The organism is Paenibacillus sp. 01L418, assembly GCF_056400045.1.
The window spans coordinates 1-16,137 of record NZ_JBFTSN010000025.1; the positions used below are offsets into that span (position 1 = coordinate 1).

Below are 16,137 nucleotides of genomic sequence, written 5' to 3' on the forward strand. Positions count from 1 at the left end.
CGGCCATGCAGTTCAGTCAAAGCTTTCGCTACAACTTGCTTCACTTCCAAATCCATTTCAGCCTAATCTGCCTTTTCTAATGATAAGCCTCTTCCACTACATAAAAAAATTAACGGATAACGGATGCTTCGAAGTCTTCTATTTGCTCATTTGTTCCTATAATAACCATGACATCACGAAGTGAAAGGACATCCGTTGCTGTCGGTGCAATAATGATGCCATTAGGCTTATTTATGGCTACGATGCTGCATCCAAATCTAGCTCGCGGATTAAGATCATGCAATGACTTGCCATCCAAGCATTGCGGTACGGCAAGCTCGGCGATCGTATACTCTTTGGAAAGCTCGATATAATCTAATAGATTTGGGGATACAAGCTGATGCGCAACTCGAATACCCATATCGCGCTCAGGATAGACCACGCGGTCTACACCGATTTTCTCAAGCACCCGGCCATGCAGTTCAGTCAAAGCTTTCGCTACAACTTGCTTCACTTCCAAATCCTTAAGCAGTATGGTTGTTAAAATGCTGGATTGAATGTCATCGCCAATCGCGACAACTCCGCAATCAAAGTTTCTTACACCCAAGGAGCGCAGCGCTTCTTCATCCGTACAATCAGCTGATACAGCATAGGTTAGAATACCGCTCATGTCCTGAACGGCTTCTTCATCCTTATCTATTCCAAGCACCTCATGGCCAAGCTGGACGAGTTCGCGCCCTAAGCTCGAACCAAATCTCCCTAAGCCGATGATGACAAATTGTTTCTTTTTAATTCCCACTTGCAAAGTCTCCTATCCAATCGTAATTTTGCCTTCTGGATGCCGATAAAGCTCTTTCTCTGTACGAGGCCCAAGCGCGTATGCGAGCGTCAGGGGTCCAAGTCTTCCGGCAAACATGGTTAATGCAATGACTATTTTCCCAACAAGGCTCAGCTCTGGCGTAACACCAACGGATAATCCTACTGTTCCAAATGCTGATGTCGCTTCAAACAATAGCTTTATAAAAGCTTGATCCTCCGTCATCGACAAGATCATCGTTACAATAATGACAAGCGATAAAGAGATCAAAGTAATCGTGAGTGCTTTAAAAATTCTGTCTTTGCCTAATCTGTAACGGAAAAGAACGATGTCCTCTCGTCCTCTAATCATTGCAAATACAGCGCCGACCAGCGTTGCAAAAGTTGTTGTTTTGATACCGCCGCCCGTCGAGCCGGGCGAGGCGCCAATAAACATTAATATAATGGTGAAAAACATCGTTGCTTGCCGGATAGCCGTATAATCAAGCGTATTGGCTCCTGCCGTCCGCGGCGTTACCGACTGGAAGAACGAGGACAAAATTTTCCCGCCCCAGTCCAGAGAGCCCAGTGTCTTCGAATTCGAGAATTCAAAAATAAATATGACGAGTGTCCCTACTGCAATAAGCGTTCCTGTCATAGATAGCACGACCTTGCTGTGCAGCGACAGCTTGCGGTTTTTGCGGAACTCCATCAGGTCCGACATAACGACAAAGCCGAGTCCACCCGAAATAATCAGCATCATAGCTGCAATATTGACGACTGGATCAGAAACGTATAAGGTCAAGCTGCGATAGTTCCCAAAAATATCAAAACCAGCATTGTTAAACAATGAAACCGCATGAAAGGCTCCAAAATAAATCGCTTTGCCCAGCGGCATATCAAATGCAAACCTCGAAGCAAACAACGCAGCGCCAATAAGCTCTATTGTCAATGAATACACAATAACGCGTCTAATCAAACGCACGATGCCTTCCATGCTCGACTGGTTCATGGATTCCTGCAGCAAAAGCCGCTCACGCAGCGAAATCCTCTTGCGAAGTACGAGCGCTACCAGCGTTGCCATCGTCATAAATCCGAGTCCGCCAAGCTGGAACAGGCACATTAATATGATTTGACCCCATATAGAGAAATAAGTTCCGGTATCAACGACAACTAACCCTGTTACACAGGTTGCCGAGGTTGCCGTAAACAGCGCATCTATAAAAGGCAATCTCTCACCGCTTACCGATGCAAAAGGCATGGATAATAATAAGGCACCCAGCAATATAATAAGAGCGAATCCACTTACCAAAATACGCGGGGGTGACCACTTCAAAACATTCCAACTAACCTTCATTCATTTCCCTTCTTTTTGATTATGTCATATTGTCATTTATTGTTTTTAAGCATAAAAAAAAGCACTGGAAACTCAAGTGCTCGTGCGATGAGTCCTGTTCCAATACGCCTTCGAGGTTAGCTGACGGATTCGGGCCTGGACAGGCAGCCCTATTCAGCGGAAGAAGACGATGCTTCACCGCTAAAATTCACCCCATGCTATCTAATGTTGAACTGCTTTGCTTTCAGCAGGCTCATCCATTTAGACAACTTTATGGTTCCCCCGATTTCCTTAGGAAATTCGGCTATGCTATGCAATTAGTATGACGATAACGATTATAATCCCTAAGCACTCCTGATATAAAGGTGACGTTTATGACAAACAGGACGATATTAGCTCAAATTAGGGCAATGGGACGAACCAGCACATAGCTAGCTTGCTGGACATCGTTATTTCGCATTTTTTTGAAAACAAACGGTCATTTTCATTGGATAATTTAGGGATTCATATGTTAAGGTAATAAAATGAGCTATTTATTATGAAGACAGTTGAGGTGAAACTATGATTGATTCTATTAAACCCAATGAATGGAAACGATTTATATGGGCAGCAGTTGCTTGCTTTATTATTTATGGAGCCGTACAAATCGTTCCAATGATTACAGCTATCTCATCTGGCGAAATGAATACCAAGGTCATTACGAAATCAGCGGCGGAGGATAAGGCGTCTGCATTTGTTGAAAAAGAAACAGGCTTGAAGGTGAAATCAGCTAAAGCTGTACATCAAACCGATAAAATTATGAATGGCTACTTATCTAAATATGAGCTAGTCAAAACATATACGGATAAATATGACCCTAGGTTTCCTACAGATACGTTTCAGGTTGATCTTAAATTCGTAGGCGGCGGCAGCGGATATGTTTATCTGCATATGCACAGCGGGAAAGTCGTAGCTTGGAACTTGAAGCTTGATGAACTCGACGGTCAAAGACTAACAGAAGATGAAATGCAAAAAGTGGTTAAAACATTTTTGAACAATCAATCATTCAACAGTGAACAATTTTTAATTAACAAACAAATGAAACCAGCTGGATCATTGAATGCAAATGGTGATTTGGTCGCAATGCCTCTCTCTGGATATGAAATGAAAAATGCACAGTTTATGATCACTTTAGATGCTCTTAACATTAATGAAAAGACGGTCATTACGAGATATAAACCTACATTTAAAGCACCATCCGATTACATAAACTATGTAGAGAAACAAGATAAAATAGCTGGATACCTTACCTCTATCGGTTATCTGTTCATGAGCTTCGTTTTATTCGTCTTAGCTATTATTTACTCCGTTTTGTATCGAAAACATACATCCTTTAAATACGGAATCGTATTAACGATCATTTATTTAATTACTTATACGATCATGAATTTAAACGTTCTGGATGGTATCCGGGCTACGCTCGGCGAGACGGATATGGCAGGCGCTACCGTTTCGATCACTGCCATCGTAAGTGTTCTGCTAGCGATTCCAATGGCAGGTTCCATTTATGTATCCATTGTTGCCGGAGACGGCCTCTGGAAGGCGCAGGGCCGCGCTTTATGGCCGCGTTTTGGTCAAAGAGGGTATGGCGATTATGTTTGGCGCAGCGTCGGCTTGTCCTATTTATTCGCGATCATCTTATTCGCAATTCAATCGGTTATCTTTATCGCCTTGAAGCTGTCCATTGGCACTTGGGAAACATCAGATGCCTCACAATCCCCATACAATATGGGCATTCTTTGGCTGATGCCCGTGCTTGCTTGGGCTGCCGCAATTGGCGAAGAAGCCGTATTCCGCTTCTTCGGTATTGGACTATTTCGCAGGTGGTTTAAAAACACGTTTGCCGCAGCACTGCTGCCTACCTTCTTCTGGGCGCTCGGCCATGTGATGTATCCTTTTTATCCGTCTACGACGAGATTGTTTGAGCTGATGATTATCGGGCTGTTGTTCAGCTTTATCTTCGTCAGATACGGCTTCATTACAGCCATGTTCACCCATGCCATCTTCAACAGCGTTGCAGTTGGCCTATCCTTGCTCACTATTGGAACAGCACCGAACATAATCTCGGCTATTTTCTTCTCCGTGCTGCCGGTACTGATTGCATTTGTTCTAAAATATTTAAGTCACAAAAAAGAGAAGAAGCCGTCTATGACGACGACTCCTCCCCTAGGGCAGCTATAATTTGCGAAGCTAATTTATCACCAATAGATAGAGGCCGGAAGTCTTCGACTGAGGCCTCTTTTATTTTTTTGATCGAGCCAAAATGCTTGAGCAGCAGCTTGCGTCGTTTCTCGCCAATGCCCGGAATCGAATCAAGCTTCGACTCCACCATGGATTTGGCGCGCTGCTCGCGGTGGAATGTAATCGCAAAGCGATGCACCTCATCTTGAATGCGCTGCAGCAAATAAAACTCCTGGCTGTCCCTTGGCAAAGGAACAATCTCCGCAGGATCTCCAGTCATAAGCTGCGCTGTCTTATGCTTTGCATCCTTCACAAGACCGCAAACCGGGATGTATAACCCAAGCTCATTCTCAAGCACGTCGAGCGCCGCTGATATTTGCCCTTTGCCTCCATCGACTACAATCAGATCCGGCGGAGCTAATTCCTCTTTCACCACACGCTCGTAGCGGCGCCGTATGACCTCGCGCATCGTTTCGTAGTCATCTGGACCTTGTACTGTCTTAACCTTGTATTTACGGTACTCCTTGCGGTCTGGCTTGCCGTCCGTAAAGACAACCATAGCCGAAACTGGATTCGTACCTTGAATATTGGAGTTATCAAATGCCTCGATTCGGCGTACTTCATCCAGTCCTAGCCATCCTGCAAGCGACTCTGACGCTTTAACGCTTCGTTCCTCATCTCGTTCGATGAGTCTGAATTTCTCGTCCAGCATCACCCTTGCATTATCGATAGCCATCGTTACGACCTCGCTCTTGCGTCCGCGCTGCGGCATAAGCACCTTAACCTTCAGCCAGCTGTGCAAGGATGCAATGACATCGTCAGCGTGCGTAGCGGCTGCCTCATCAACTGCTGCCACTCCGYCCGCTGATTCCACCGCTTCCAGCTCAGGCGGTATTGGCAGCAGGATTTGCTTAGGCAATGCCGGATTATCGCTATAATACTGCGTAACGAATGTCATGAAATCATCATACTCTTCCCCGTAATAAGGAAAAGTTGTGCCGTGCCGCTCAATGAGCTTCCCTTGGCGCATGTACAATATTTGAACGCACATCCAGCCCTTATCTACTGCAAAACCAAAAATATCACGGTCAAGCGCATCGGACATCGTAATCTTCTGCTTCTCCATGACCGCATCGATTGCAATAAGCTGATCCCGAAGCTCCTTCGCCCGTTCAAATTCGAGCTTCTCGGCTGCTTCCTCCATCTTGCGCTGCAGCTCATTTTTCACGACATCTTGACCGCCGTTCAAAAACTTTGAAATTTCTTGAATCATCCGATCATATTCGCTCTGCTGTACATCAAATTCACACGGTGCAATACATTGTCCTAGATGATAATACAAGCACACCTTATCTGGAAGTGTCTTGCACTTGCGAAGTGGATATAGCCGGTCCAGAAGCTTCTTTGTCTGCTGAGCGGCATAAGCATTCGGGTAAGGGCCAAAGTACTTGCCCTTGTCTTTAATGATACGTCTTGTGACCTCGAGCTTCGGATGTTTCTCGTTCGTAATTTTGATATAGGGGAACGTTTTATCATCCTTTAACAGGACGTTATATCTTGGATGGTATTGTTTAATTAAGTTGCATTCTAAAATGAGTGCTTCCATATTGCTAGAGGTTACAATGAATTCAAAATCACGAATTTCAGATACAAGCCGCTGCGTCTTGCCGTTGTGGCTGCCGTTAAAATAAGAACGCACGCGATTTTTGAGCACTTTTGCCTTGCCTACATAAATGATGACGCCTTCGCTGTTTTTCATGAGGTAACAGCCTGATTGATCCGGGAGCAAAGCTAGTTTGTTCCGTATCGTCTCTTTTGCCTCTGCAAGCTGCTGCTCTGCCTGCTCCCGATCCGTTTGCTGATGATCCATGCTCTCGCCTCCGACTGCCAAATGATTCTGTTCATATTTTATCATAACTCGGCTATACTTTGTTTTACAATTGTCACCGGTTCTGGCTTTACAACTGTTTATCTGTTTGAGTATACTAATATAAGTTGAATAAACCGATACTACATAAAGACGACCGTAAATTGGTTGTTACTTACGCAATCGGTCTTTTTCAAGGAGGACGTCAACGATGGAAAACGTAAGAGACCCGCGCGAGCATTTTAACGAAGAGCCTCGCCATGACTTGATGGACGTCGTGTTCGGCTTTGGCGGCATGCTCGGTTTAATGACCGTCATTTTCGCTGTTGCTGTAATCGTGAAATTCATCATTTCATAAGAAAAAGGAGCAGCGAGCTGCTCCTTTTTTTTGTTGCCTATCAACGATACGCAGCTGATAAATCAGATATAATTCCGCTATGCTTGTTGCTTTATCATTAAATAAGGATACAAGAAAATAAGTCCGAGTATATAAAGCAATAACGCAAACAACGCAGGTGAAAGATGCAAAAAATCGATATAACCGATGGATAGATGAACACTTAAGCCCGCATAGAAGCCCGGTGCTCCGCCAAGCAGCAGCGTCCACCATATCCAGCGCGATCCCTGCTGGATTCCCCATAGCGCAATAATAAGAATGGCCAGCGCAGCACAGAACAACGCTCCGCCAAATCCTGCTCTATCATGGGCTATTAACGGGATGAGTTTCAAGTTCGCCCCATTCAGCTCGTTATGCGTCGTATTCAAATAAACCAAATCCGACTGTACGAACACCTCTGTAATCCCAACGCCTGCGATCGTTAAACCGCCTACAGCCAGCGCAAAGCCCAAAACAACAAAACAAAATTGTCCATACATCGCCAAACGCCATAATCGATCATTACGAACATTAACTGGCAAGCGATAGGGCCGATCCGGATTTCTGCGCATGGATAGCAGAAACATCGGGAACAAAACAGCAGCAGCAAGCGCATGCAGCGGGTCGAAATAACCGTATCCAAGAAATAAGAAAAAGCTTAAAAACCCAACAATACCCGACGTCATCAGAGCCGTTCGAGCCCAGTGCAGACTATGCTTTAATCCATGTCTAGCCAGCTGAACATACAATATGCCGATTGTAATCATCGTACCGGAAAGCGTAATTCGGTCATGAGACATAAAATGCAGCAAATGATGGTTGACTTGCTTCAGCTCGTCCAACGTCATGTCTATAAAATTCAAGTCATAGGACAGCAGCACCGTAGTCGCAGCAATAATCCAAGACAATATCCCGCCAATAATCATGCCGATTCCAAGCAGGAGCATCCAGCCCCAATGCTTCCAGAATGATGGAGTCACTTGCGCAGGAAGATCTCGGACCTGCTCATAAATGACAGCTTCATTAATCCGTTTTGGCAGACCAGGCCCTGCATAAATCAGCCCGCTGTGAAGTAGAACGGCGTTAGCGCCTGCTTTCAGCAAATCTAACGCATCCTGCGGCTCATGCACGCCCCCGCCCGCTTTGATTAGCAAGTGGGAACAGCATTCCTTTCGCAGCAGCTTTATTTTGGCCAAAGTAAGCGCCTTGGCCTCTTTACCCACGCAGGCGCCATAGCCCTCGTTGTTATCTTCGCAAATTGCTTCTCCAATGACTACGCCTCTCCATACACCTTCTGCTGCCTGGAGCAGGGAGACCAAGCTGTCATTAGAAAAGTCAGGCGAAACATAAATAAACAAAGGTTTATTAGCATGCGGTTGTGCAGAAGCGTATCCGGCTATGCCTTTCAAAATAGTGAGGGCTTCTTCGAGGCTCCTTGATGAATGCAGGACATCAACATAAAAACCAGCCGCACCCGCTGCATTTAGCTGCACCAGCATGCTTTTAAGTTCGATTAGAGCCTGCTCGCAAGAAGCATGCGGCATTGGAGCAATTCTTGCCAGCTGCGGCAACGAATGTCCGGGCTTTCCCATACGCTCAGCATATTGCTCTACACCGTCGTTTTCATAATAATCTGGATATCGAATGGTTTCATTTAGGATGTCATTCGTTATAGGCTTATCACTCATAATTTGCTTGACGGTGATTGGACCATGCTCGATAAAACCGATTCCAAACTGAGCCAGCGCTTTATGCGCCACTCCTTGCGGGTCTAGACCGCCTGACAATCCCACACTTGTAGTTAAGGAAATGCCTGCTAGCTTCTGCTCCAAGTAAGGTGATGGCTCCAYATGCCCAAGTGTACGAATGACAAAAGTACCGCCTGGGATGCTGCTCAGCGTTCCCATTGCTTTTAGAGTCAGTGTTCTGCTGAGCCTAGAAGGAAGCCTGAATAAAAGAGGTCGAAACAAGGACTGATAGGACCAATCCGGCATTAATATTCTCCTTATGGATACTTTTCTTCCAGTATACAACAAACCCAATGCCTGCGCGGCATTGGGTTTGTTGTATTTTTATCGAATCTATTAGGGAGCTACTGCACAATTCTAAGCGCTTCACCCGTTGATGAATTGTCCCGCTGCTTCGATTGCTGTGAAGATTCGGACGGAACCTGCTGCTTCTGAGAGGGACCATCATAACGTGTTCTTTCCGTCCGGTCGATCTGTACAATTCTTCCATCATGAACAGTGATCGTTACATGCCCATAATTAAGACCCGTTACTTGTTCAGAAATACGCTCCAGCCATTGCGCATCTAACTCTAGCGGTTTTGCCATTTCAAACCCCTCCATTATTGTCATTTATTCAGCTTTCTCCGCTGGCTTCTGCGTGCCAGACTTCCACTCTACAATGCTCTTCACGATCATCGTTACGACCGCTAGCATGACGAGCAAAGAAGCAACGGCGAATGAGGCCGAAAATTGATATTCGTTGTACAAAATCTCAATATGCAGCGGCAGCGTATTCGTTTCTCCGCGGATATGGCCGGATACGACAGATACAGCGCCGAACTCGCCCATTGCTCGTGCATTACACAAAATAACGCCATACAATAGCCCCCACTTGATGTTTGGCAAAGTAACCTTCCAAAAGATTTGCCAGCCTTTAGCGCCTAAGCTTGCAGCTGCTTCCTCTTCTTGGACGCCCTGCGCTTGCATCAACGGAATAAGCTCGCGAGCAACAAAGGGGACCGTAACAAACACGGTTGCAAGTACGATTCCAGGAACTGCAAATATAATTTGGATGCCACGCTCATCGAGCCAAGGACCAAAAAAGCCCTGTGCGCCAAATAACAGCACATAGATCAATCCAGAAATGACTGGCGACACAGCAAACGGCAAATCGATTAACGTAATTAAAATATTTTTACCGCGAAAGCGAAATTTACTGATCGCCCAGGCCGCAGCAATACCAAAGACCGTATTCACAGGAACTGCGATTAATGCAACGATAAGCGTGAGCTTAAGCGCCGACAAAGCATCCGGCTCTGTAATCGAATCAATGTATACGCCTACACCTTTTTTTAAAGCTTCAACAAATACCGATGCCAGCGGCAGCAGGACAACTAATCCAAGAAACAGCATCGCAATGATAATAAGCAGCCATTTTACGGGACCTGATTCTGTAATATGCCTCGGACGTTTGGAAGCTTCTGCATTCGTGTGTACTGTAATTGCTCCAGCCATTTGTATGAGCTCCCTTCTTAGTCTGATACTGTGCGGCGATTCATTCGCCACTGCAGTAAATTAATGACTAGCAGCATCAGGAAGGATACAACGAGCATTACGAGTGCAATGGCAGTAGCGCCAGCGTAATCGTATTGCTCCAGCTTCGTCATGATGAGCAGTGGAGTAATTTCTGTTTTCAGCGGCATATTGCCCGATATGAACACGACCGAGCCATATTCTCCGATACCTCGTGCAAATGCTAGAGCAAAACCAGTTAGTAGTGCTGGCAACAGCTCAGGCAAGATGACCTTCCAAAAGGTTCTTAAACGATAGGCTCCGAGCATAACTGCCGCTTCTTCCGTTTCTTTCTCCATATCCTGCAGCACCGGCTGTACCGTACGAACAACAAATGGAAGTCCAATAAATATTAATGCGATGGTAATACCGAGCGGGGAGTAAGCAACCTTGACACCGAGCGGTGCGAGCAATGAGCCAATCCAACCATTCGGTGCATAGATCGCAGTTAAAGCAATGCCAGCCACTGCAGTTGGCAGTGCAAATGGCAGATCCACTAAACTGTCGACGATTTTTTTGCCTGGAAACTGATAACGAACGAGCACCCAAGCGATTAATAGGCCAAATACCGCATTAACAAGTCCGGCAAAAAATGCGGTTAGAAAGCTGACTCGATAAGATGCAACGACACGAGCATTCGTAACCGTGCTCCAGAATTCCGACCAGCTGAGCTCTGCCGTTTTGAAAAAAACGGCAGTCAGCGGAATCAATACAATAATGCTAAGGTAAAACAATGTGAATCCAAGCGACAAACCAAAACCCGGCAGTACCTTACGGGGCTTGGAACCTTTCATGTGAAGTCAGCTCCAATCTTGTTTATGCTTTGCATTATGAGCCTGGTGTGTAAATTTTGTCGAAAATGCCGCCGTCTGCAAAGTGTTTGGTTTGCGCTTCTTTCCAGCCGCCAAAATCTTTATCAATCGTGAGCAATTCTAGAGTTTTGAATTGATCTGCATACTTTGCAGCAACTGTCTCCGAAATTGGACGGTAGTAGTTTTTAGCTGCAATTTCTTGGCCTTCTTCTGTGTAAAGGTATTTCAAGTAAGCTTCCGCTACTTCACGAGTTCCGCGCTCGTCTACCACTTTATCCACTACAGCAACTGGAGGTTCAGCAAGAATACTTAAAGAAGGATATACGATTTCGAATTTGTCTGGACCAAGTTCATTGATCGATAGGAAAGCTTCATTCTCCCAAGCAAGCAGTACATCGCCAATGCCGCGTTCTACAAACGTTGTTGTTGATCCGCGTGCACCGGAATCCAGTACAGGTACATGCTTAAATAATTGTGTAACAAACTCCTGTGCTTTTGCTTCGTCATTTCCATTTTGCTTGAGCGCATAACCCCATGCAGCAAGATAGTTCCAGCGAGCTCCGCCAGATGTTTTAGGATTTGGCGTAATAACTTCAACTTTGTCCTTGATTAGATCGTTCCAATCCTTAATGCCCTTTGGATTTCCTTTACGAACTAGAAATACGATTGTTGATGTATAAGGAGCGCTGTTGTGCTCAAACTTTGATTGCCAATCCGCATTAATTAGCCCTGGCTCAACGATTGCATCGATGTCATAACCAAGTGCAAGTGTTACAACATCCGCCTTCAGGCCATCAATAACTGCGCGGCCTTGTTTACCAGACCCGCCATGCGATTGTTTTATCGTCACGTCTTGACCTGTTTCCGCTTTCCAATGTTTCGAGAATGCCGCGTTAAATGCTACATAAAGCTCACGAGTAGGATCGTAGGATACATTCAAAAACTCAACTGGCGGTTTTGGTTTATCCGTAGGTGCGTCTGTTGCAGCTGTATTAGTTGCCTCGTTAGTAGGCTTATTCGTTTCTTTGTTTGTTTTGTTGTTGCCGCCTTGACCGCAAGCAGCCAATACAAGCACTAATGCCAATAGAATAACAACGGAACGAACATGAGTAATTTTCTTCATCTTTCCATACACCCCTTTTTTAAATTAACAGGCTTTCAGAAACATTTATGAAGTTTACTTCCTGTGAGGATGTTTCTCCTGGATAGGTGTTTGCTCCGGTTCGTCCGGTCGGAAAACATTATTCCTACCTGCTTAGTTGGTTATGGAAGAATCTTACCAGCGAGCCCCACTTTCTGTCAATACTTAATTTCAAATAATTGATAAGTCCTATAAGAAAGCTTTATATGCTAGCAGAACGAACGACACAGTATAAAAACAGCGCTCATTCTGAATACGCTTTCAACCATACTGAGATAAAGCTTGATGCCGCTGCCAGCCTTAAACAAAAATAAAAGCTTTGGTCAACAAATTCCTCGAATAGGAATCCGTTAACCAAAGCTTTAATCAATTACTTTTGTCCGCGCTTGTTTTCACCGGTAACCATGACGACTTCAACGTAAGGCCGTATACGGTCCATTATACGCTGTCCCTTATGCAACTCATCGCCATCCTTGCTCGTAAAGCTAAAATGCCTCTCCAGCGCCTCCAGCTCGTAGTTGGAGGTGTAGAACGTTGGCTTGCGCTGCATCCGATAATTCAAGATCGCGCCTAGTACATGATCGCGAACCCATGGATTTAAATTTTCCGCGCCCATATCATCAAAGATAAGCAGGTCGGTTTCCTTCATCATCTCGACCGTTTCCTTCAGCTTGCCAGGCTCATGCATGAGCGTCTTCAGATCTTCTACAAAGTCAGGCATGTAGACGATCACTCCAGAATATCCAGCCTTCGCAAGCTCATGAAGCAAATAACACATTAAAAATGTTTTGCCTGTACCAAAGCGGCCTGCCAAATACAAGCCTTCCTCCTGCAAGCCATGCTCTTTCGTGCGATCGATATATTTCTGAACCTGCCCAACCGCCTTTGCACGCTCAAGATCTCTCGTAATAATCTCAGCTGACGAATAGCCGCGCTGCAGCGCCTTCTCGTCTATGTAGAAGCTTCTGATCCGGCTTCTAATCTGATCCTCATTCTGACGAGCGTTAAATTTCTTGCATGCTACCTTACGGTCATATAACTGCGTTAGTCCATTCACCGTATCAGAACTAAGCAGCGTATAGTGGCCTTCAAAATCATTCGGGCAATTGTCTAAGCCCGGACAATTGGTACAGTTCCTGTATTCCGTCACATATTGATAAACCCGATTCAAATTAAGACGGATTGTCTGCTCATCCAAATCCGGATATTTAACGCGAAGCTTCTCAACAAGCGGTTCTGCAAGCAGCTCAGTCAGCTTATGCTCCGCCTTTTCCGTAAAGGCTTTGCCGGAAGGCCAAGCCTTCAGCAATTCGCCCATCGACTCCATCATCTGCTTACACCGCCTTTATCATTTACCGTCTAATTTCCGAGCCAGCTTCAACAGCTCTTCAAGCTCATCGGCCGAAACTGCCGAAGCCGATTGATCTTCCTGTACGATTGGAATAGAAGGCTTACGGGATGTGCCCCTGCTGCCTCCGCTTCTGGAGCCGCCTTTCGAGCCGTTATAGCCTCCGCCAGCGTAACTGGTCGCAGCTTCCTTGCGGCGCTCCTTATCCTGCTCCACCTGCGCTTGCTCTCGCACATAAAGCACAGCTTTCTCGAATGTATCGATTTGTTTCACAAGCATGTTCGATGCTACGGCATCTAAAAATGTTTTTGTCACCCGCTGCGCATCGTTAGCTCCGATAACATAATGTATAAGTACGTTTATAACAGGGGCAGCTAATTTATAATTGAGGTCGATGCGTTCAAACACTCGTTCAATCCAATCCGGTACTGCTCCGGGGAAAAAGCGCTGAAGAAACCGTGTATGTGGTTCATTTCGCATCAGCATATTATATTGCTGAACATCACAGCGGCCGCTAAGCTGATTTGGAACTTGCAAATAATGCTGCTCTTGCACTTCGTATTCCTCGGTCAATTCATCAGGATCAACCGTCTCCTCGTCCGCAACAACTTGCGTGCGTGACAGCGCTCGCTGCCGTTCGCCTTCCCGCTTCTTGTCCTGCCTATAAAATTGATTAGCCCGCAGTTGAAGCTCGTCAACATTCAGTGTGCCGCTCTCTCCAAAAATGCCATCCTCATCAAGCAAACGACATATATCCACTACAGCCAAATTATATTTGTAAGCTACATAGTTCACCTGTGAGAGTTGTTCTTCATCACTTCGCAGCCGCTCCACGAACCGCCGATTGGCGGAATTACGAGGAAAACGCAAAATAATTTCTCCATAAGGTATGCCTGCTGTTGCTTGTGCCGGCCTAGCGGCTGATTGCCGCGATGGCGCAACCTCTGTCAACGCTTGCTCAAGCTCATTGTCTACGGACTGCATATTAAGCTTAAACAGCTCATAGAAAGGCACGGATATATTTTCTTTCGTTAACTTCGCTCCTGCCAGCTCATCCGGTTCATTAGCGCCAAATGATTCTCGAAGCGAGATTACCGCATACTTGCCAACCTTATCGCGCAAGAGCATCGTTAAATGCATGTTGCGAAAAAATTCGACTGGCGACAACGGCTGCGACATCTCGTATTCATAAATAACATCTGCATTATCAGGAACGCCTAAACGTGACGTTTGCAGCAATCCAACAGCCTCCAGCTTCGAAGCCTGTTCGATAAGATGCTTGCGTCCGCGCTCGTTCATCTCCAGCCCTAAGCCAAGAAATAGCTTGCGCTGCGGCTCAATCGAAGAGTAGCCCGAGGTGCCTTCGGCAATGCCATGATACAGCTGCTGGTAAAATGCGACGGCAAATGCGCCAATCATCGGCTGATAGATTAGCGACAGCATTTTGTAGTCGAGGCTGCTTAGCGAAAAATCGCGAAAAATGTAATATCGGTGGTGTTCCGTGTACTGCAATATATTATTGATGCGCATAGCATCAGCTCCATCCTTCACTAACATTCTATCATTTTAACATAAAAACCGATGTTCAGGACGAGTCGGAAAATAGAAAAATCCCCCGAAGGAGGGATTTTTTTTTCAAATATAAGAAGGCATATCATTCGTTCCTTCTGCTTATCTTATATTTCTCCGTCAAAGCGCCTTCAGCATCCAGTGGACGCTGAAGGCGTTTTTACTTGGCTTAAAACATTTTGTAGCCGCCCTTGCGCAGCGCCTGAATCGCCCATCCGCTTACGTATGCGCCGATTAGCGCTCCAATTACCGGTATGTAATCAAAAACCGTGTAGTGAGCAAAGTTTTCAATCGTCGTTGACGCCGACTGATCCCACGGAGCCCAAATGCCTAATACAATTAATGCGATAACAAATAAATATATCGGGAACCACGTTGTTTTTAACAACATATTCAAAATAAAGCCAATGCCGAACATCATAACTAAAAACAGCACGGTTGCAATAATTAATTGAAGCATCCAAACTTCCCCTTTCACACTCTCGTTTATTAGTTTAATTAATGGTTAGATGGAAGTCAATTATATGAGGACAAATGTCACAAGACCGCCATTTGCTCACTCCGCCCTCCTTACGATACAATGATTAGAGCATCATTATGGAGCTTGAAGGGAGCATTTATACGATGAGTGAAGCAGCACAAACATTAGAAGGCTGGTACGCGCTGCATGATTTCCGCAGTGTGGATTGGACCGCTTGGCGCTTAGCCGATGAAAGTGAACGCAGCCGCGCGCTGGACGAGCTGCAAACGTTTTTGCAGCAATGGACCACAGTGGAGGAAAATAAAGAAGGCAGTACAGCCGTTTATTCAATCGTTGGTCAAAAAGCAGACTTCGTATTCATGCATTTGCGTGAAACACTAGAGGAGCTTAACGAACTTGAAACGGCGTTTAACAAAACAACATTCGCAAGCTTTACATATCCGGTATTTTCATATGTCAGCATTGTAGAGCTGAGCAACTACATGGCACAACCGGGCTCTGATCCGATGCAAAACCCGGATATTATAGCTCGATTGAAGCCGACACTGCCAAAAGCAAACCACATCTGCTTCTATCCGATGAACAAGCGCCGGGATGGACAAGACAACTGGTATATGCTCGCAATGGACGAGCGTAAAACGTTGATGCGCAGCCACGGGATGATCGGTCGTCAATACGCTGGCAAAGTTAAACAAATCATTACCGGCTCTGTCGGCTTCGACAACTGGGAATGGGGCGTTACACTGTTCGCCGATGATGCGTTGCAATTCAAGAAGCTGATTTATGAAATGCGCTTTGATGAAGTGAGCGCTCGTTACGCTGACTTCGGTGATTTTTATGTCGGCAATTTCTTGAATGCAGAAAAATTCCAAGCTTTGCTGAAAATATAATAGAAAGAAAGCCCAAGCCTTT

14 protein-coding genes and 1 riboswitch are annotated in these 16,137 nt (G+C 45.5%); of the genes, 3 read left to right on the forward strand and 11 right to left on the reverse strand.

Translation table 11 applies throughout. From position 1 onward, the window contains the following. Nucleotides 1-109: 109 nt before the first annotated feature. Together AC1DSE_RS05725 and AC1DSE_RS05730 are read right to left on the reverse strand one after the other, a co-directional pair. Nucleotides 110-772, reverse strand: a complete 663-nt coding sequence (locus tag AC1DSE_RS05725) for a potassium channel family protein (protein WP_076267751.1) — start codon at nucleotides 770-772, stop codon at nucleotides 110-112. 18 nt (nucleotides 773-790) lie between these two features. After that, nucleotides 791-2,131 carry a TrkH family potassium uptake protein gene (locus AC1DSE_RS05730; protein WP_339204413.1) on the reverse strand — a complete coding sequence of 447 codons (1,341 nt, stop codon included), beginning with the start codon at nucleotides 2,129-2,131 and terminating at the stop codon, nucleotides 791-793. Between the two features lie 90 nt (nucleotides 2,132-2,221). Further along, a riboswitch (cyclic di-AMP (ydaO/yuaA leader) is annotated at nucleotides 2,222-2,426 on the reverse strand. Between the two features lie 245 nt (nucleotides 2,427-2,671). Between AC1DSE_RS05730 and AC1DSE_RS05735 the strand changes: the two genes are divergently transcribed. Then, entirely contained in the window at nucleotides 2,672-4,330 is a 1,659-nt protein-coding gene (locus AC1DSE_RS05735) for a CPBP family intramembrane glutamic endopeptidase (RefSeq protein WP_477509002.1), read from the forward strand. On the opposite strand, the gene uvrC is transcribed toward AC1DSE_RS05735, so the two are convergent. Continuing rightward, on the reverse strand, nucleotides 4,296-6,200 hold the full coding sequence (uvrC, locus tag AC1DSE_RS05740) for an excinuclease ABC subunit UvrC (RefSeq protein WP_477527484.1): 1,905 nt from the start codon (nucleotides 6,198-6,200) through the stop codon (nucleotides 4,296-4,298). The genes AC1DSE_RS05735 and uvrC overlap by 35 nt on opposite strands. A gap of 208 nt (nucleotides 6,201-6,408) precedes the next feature. Between uvrC and AC1DSE_RS05745 the strand changes: the two genes are divergently transcribed. Continuing rightward, nucleotides 6,409-6,555, forward strand: coding sequence for a YqzM family protein (locus tag AC1DSE_RS05745; protein ID WP_144376731.1), 147 nt, complete (start codon nucleotides 6,409-6,411; stop codon nucleotides 6,553-6,555). Nucleotides 6,556-6,632: 77 nt separating this feature from the next. Here the strand turns inward: AC1DSE_RS05745 and AC1DSE_RS05750 are convergent, their stop codons facing one another. The 8 genes from AC1DSE_RS05750 to AC1DSE_RS05785 form a co-directional block, all read right to left on the reverse strand. Then, a complete protein-coding gene (locus tag AC1DSE_RS05750; RefSeq protein WP_477527485.1) occupies nucleotides 6,633-8,567 on the reverse strand; it encodes a dihydroorotate dehydrogenase in 1,935 nt (644 codons plus the stop codon). Between the two features lie 98 nt (nucleotides 8,568-8,665). Then, entirely contained in the window at nucleotides 8,666-8,908 is a 243-nt protein-coding gene (locus tag AC1DSE_RS05755) for a YezD family protein (protein ID WP_076267573.1), read from the reverse strand. Between the two features lie 24 nt (nucleotides 8,909-8,932). Then, the gene (gene cysW / locus AC1DSE_RS05760; RefSeq protein ID WP_339204419.1) at nucleotides 8,933-9,817 is read right to left on the reverse strand and encodes a sulfate ABC transporter permease subunit CysW; all 885 of its coding nucleotides are present in this window, start codon (nucleotides 9,815-9,817) and stop codon (nucleotides 8,933-8,935) included. Between the two features lie 17 nt (nucleotides 9,818-9,834). After that, nucleotides 9,835-10,668, reverse strand: a complete 834-nt coding sequence (gene cysT, locus AC1DSE_RS05765) for a sulfate ABC transporter permease subunit CysT (RefSeq protein WP_477509004.1) — start codon at nucleotides 10,666-10,668, stop codon at nucleotides 9,835-9,837. Between the two features lie 34 nt (nucleotides 10,669-10,702). Then, complete coding sequence (locus tag AC1DSE_RS05770) at nucleotides 10,703-11,809, reverse strand: sulfate ABC transporter substrate-binding protein (protein WP_477509005.1); 1,107 nt, start codon at nucleotides 11,807-11,809, stop codon at nucleotides 10,703-10,705. 388 nt (nucleotides 11,810-12,197) lie between these two features. Continuing rightward, nucleotides 12,198-13,154 (reverse strand): primosomal protein DnaI, encoded by a 957-nt coding sequence (dnaI, locus tag AC1DSE_RS05775; RefSeq protein ID WP_076267750.1) that lies wholly within the window; start codon nucleotides 13,152-13,154, stop codon nucleotides 12,198-12,200. A gap of 21 nt (nucleotides 13,155-13,175) precedes the next feature. Next, nucleotides 13,176-14,705 carry a replication initiation and membrane attachment family protein gene (locus AC1DSE_RS05780; protein ID WP_339204420.1) on the reverse strand — a complete coding sequence of 510 codons (1,530 nt, stop codon included), beginning with the start codon at nucleotides 14,703-14,705 and terminating at the stop codon, nucleotides 13,176-13,178. A gap of 208 nt (nucleotides 14,706-14,913) precedes the next feature. Continuing rightward, entirely contained in the window at nucleotides 14,914-15,204 is a 291-nt protein-coding gene (locus AC1DSE_RS05785; RefSeq protein WP_076267568.1) for a YuiB family protein, read from the reverse strand. Between the two features lie 164 nt (nucleotides 15,205-15,368). Between AC1DSE_RS05785 and hemQ the strand changes: the two genes are divergently transcribed. Continuing rightward, nucleotides 15,369-16,115: a hydrogen peroxide-dependent heme synthase gene (gene hemQ, locus AC1DSE_RS05790; RefSeq protein ID WP_076267749.1), complete on the forward strand. Its 747-nt coding sequence runs from the start codon at nucleotides 15,369-15,371 to the stop codon at nucleotides 16,113-16,115. Nucleotides 16,116-16,137: the final 22 nt, after the last annotated feature.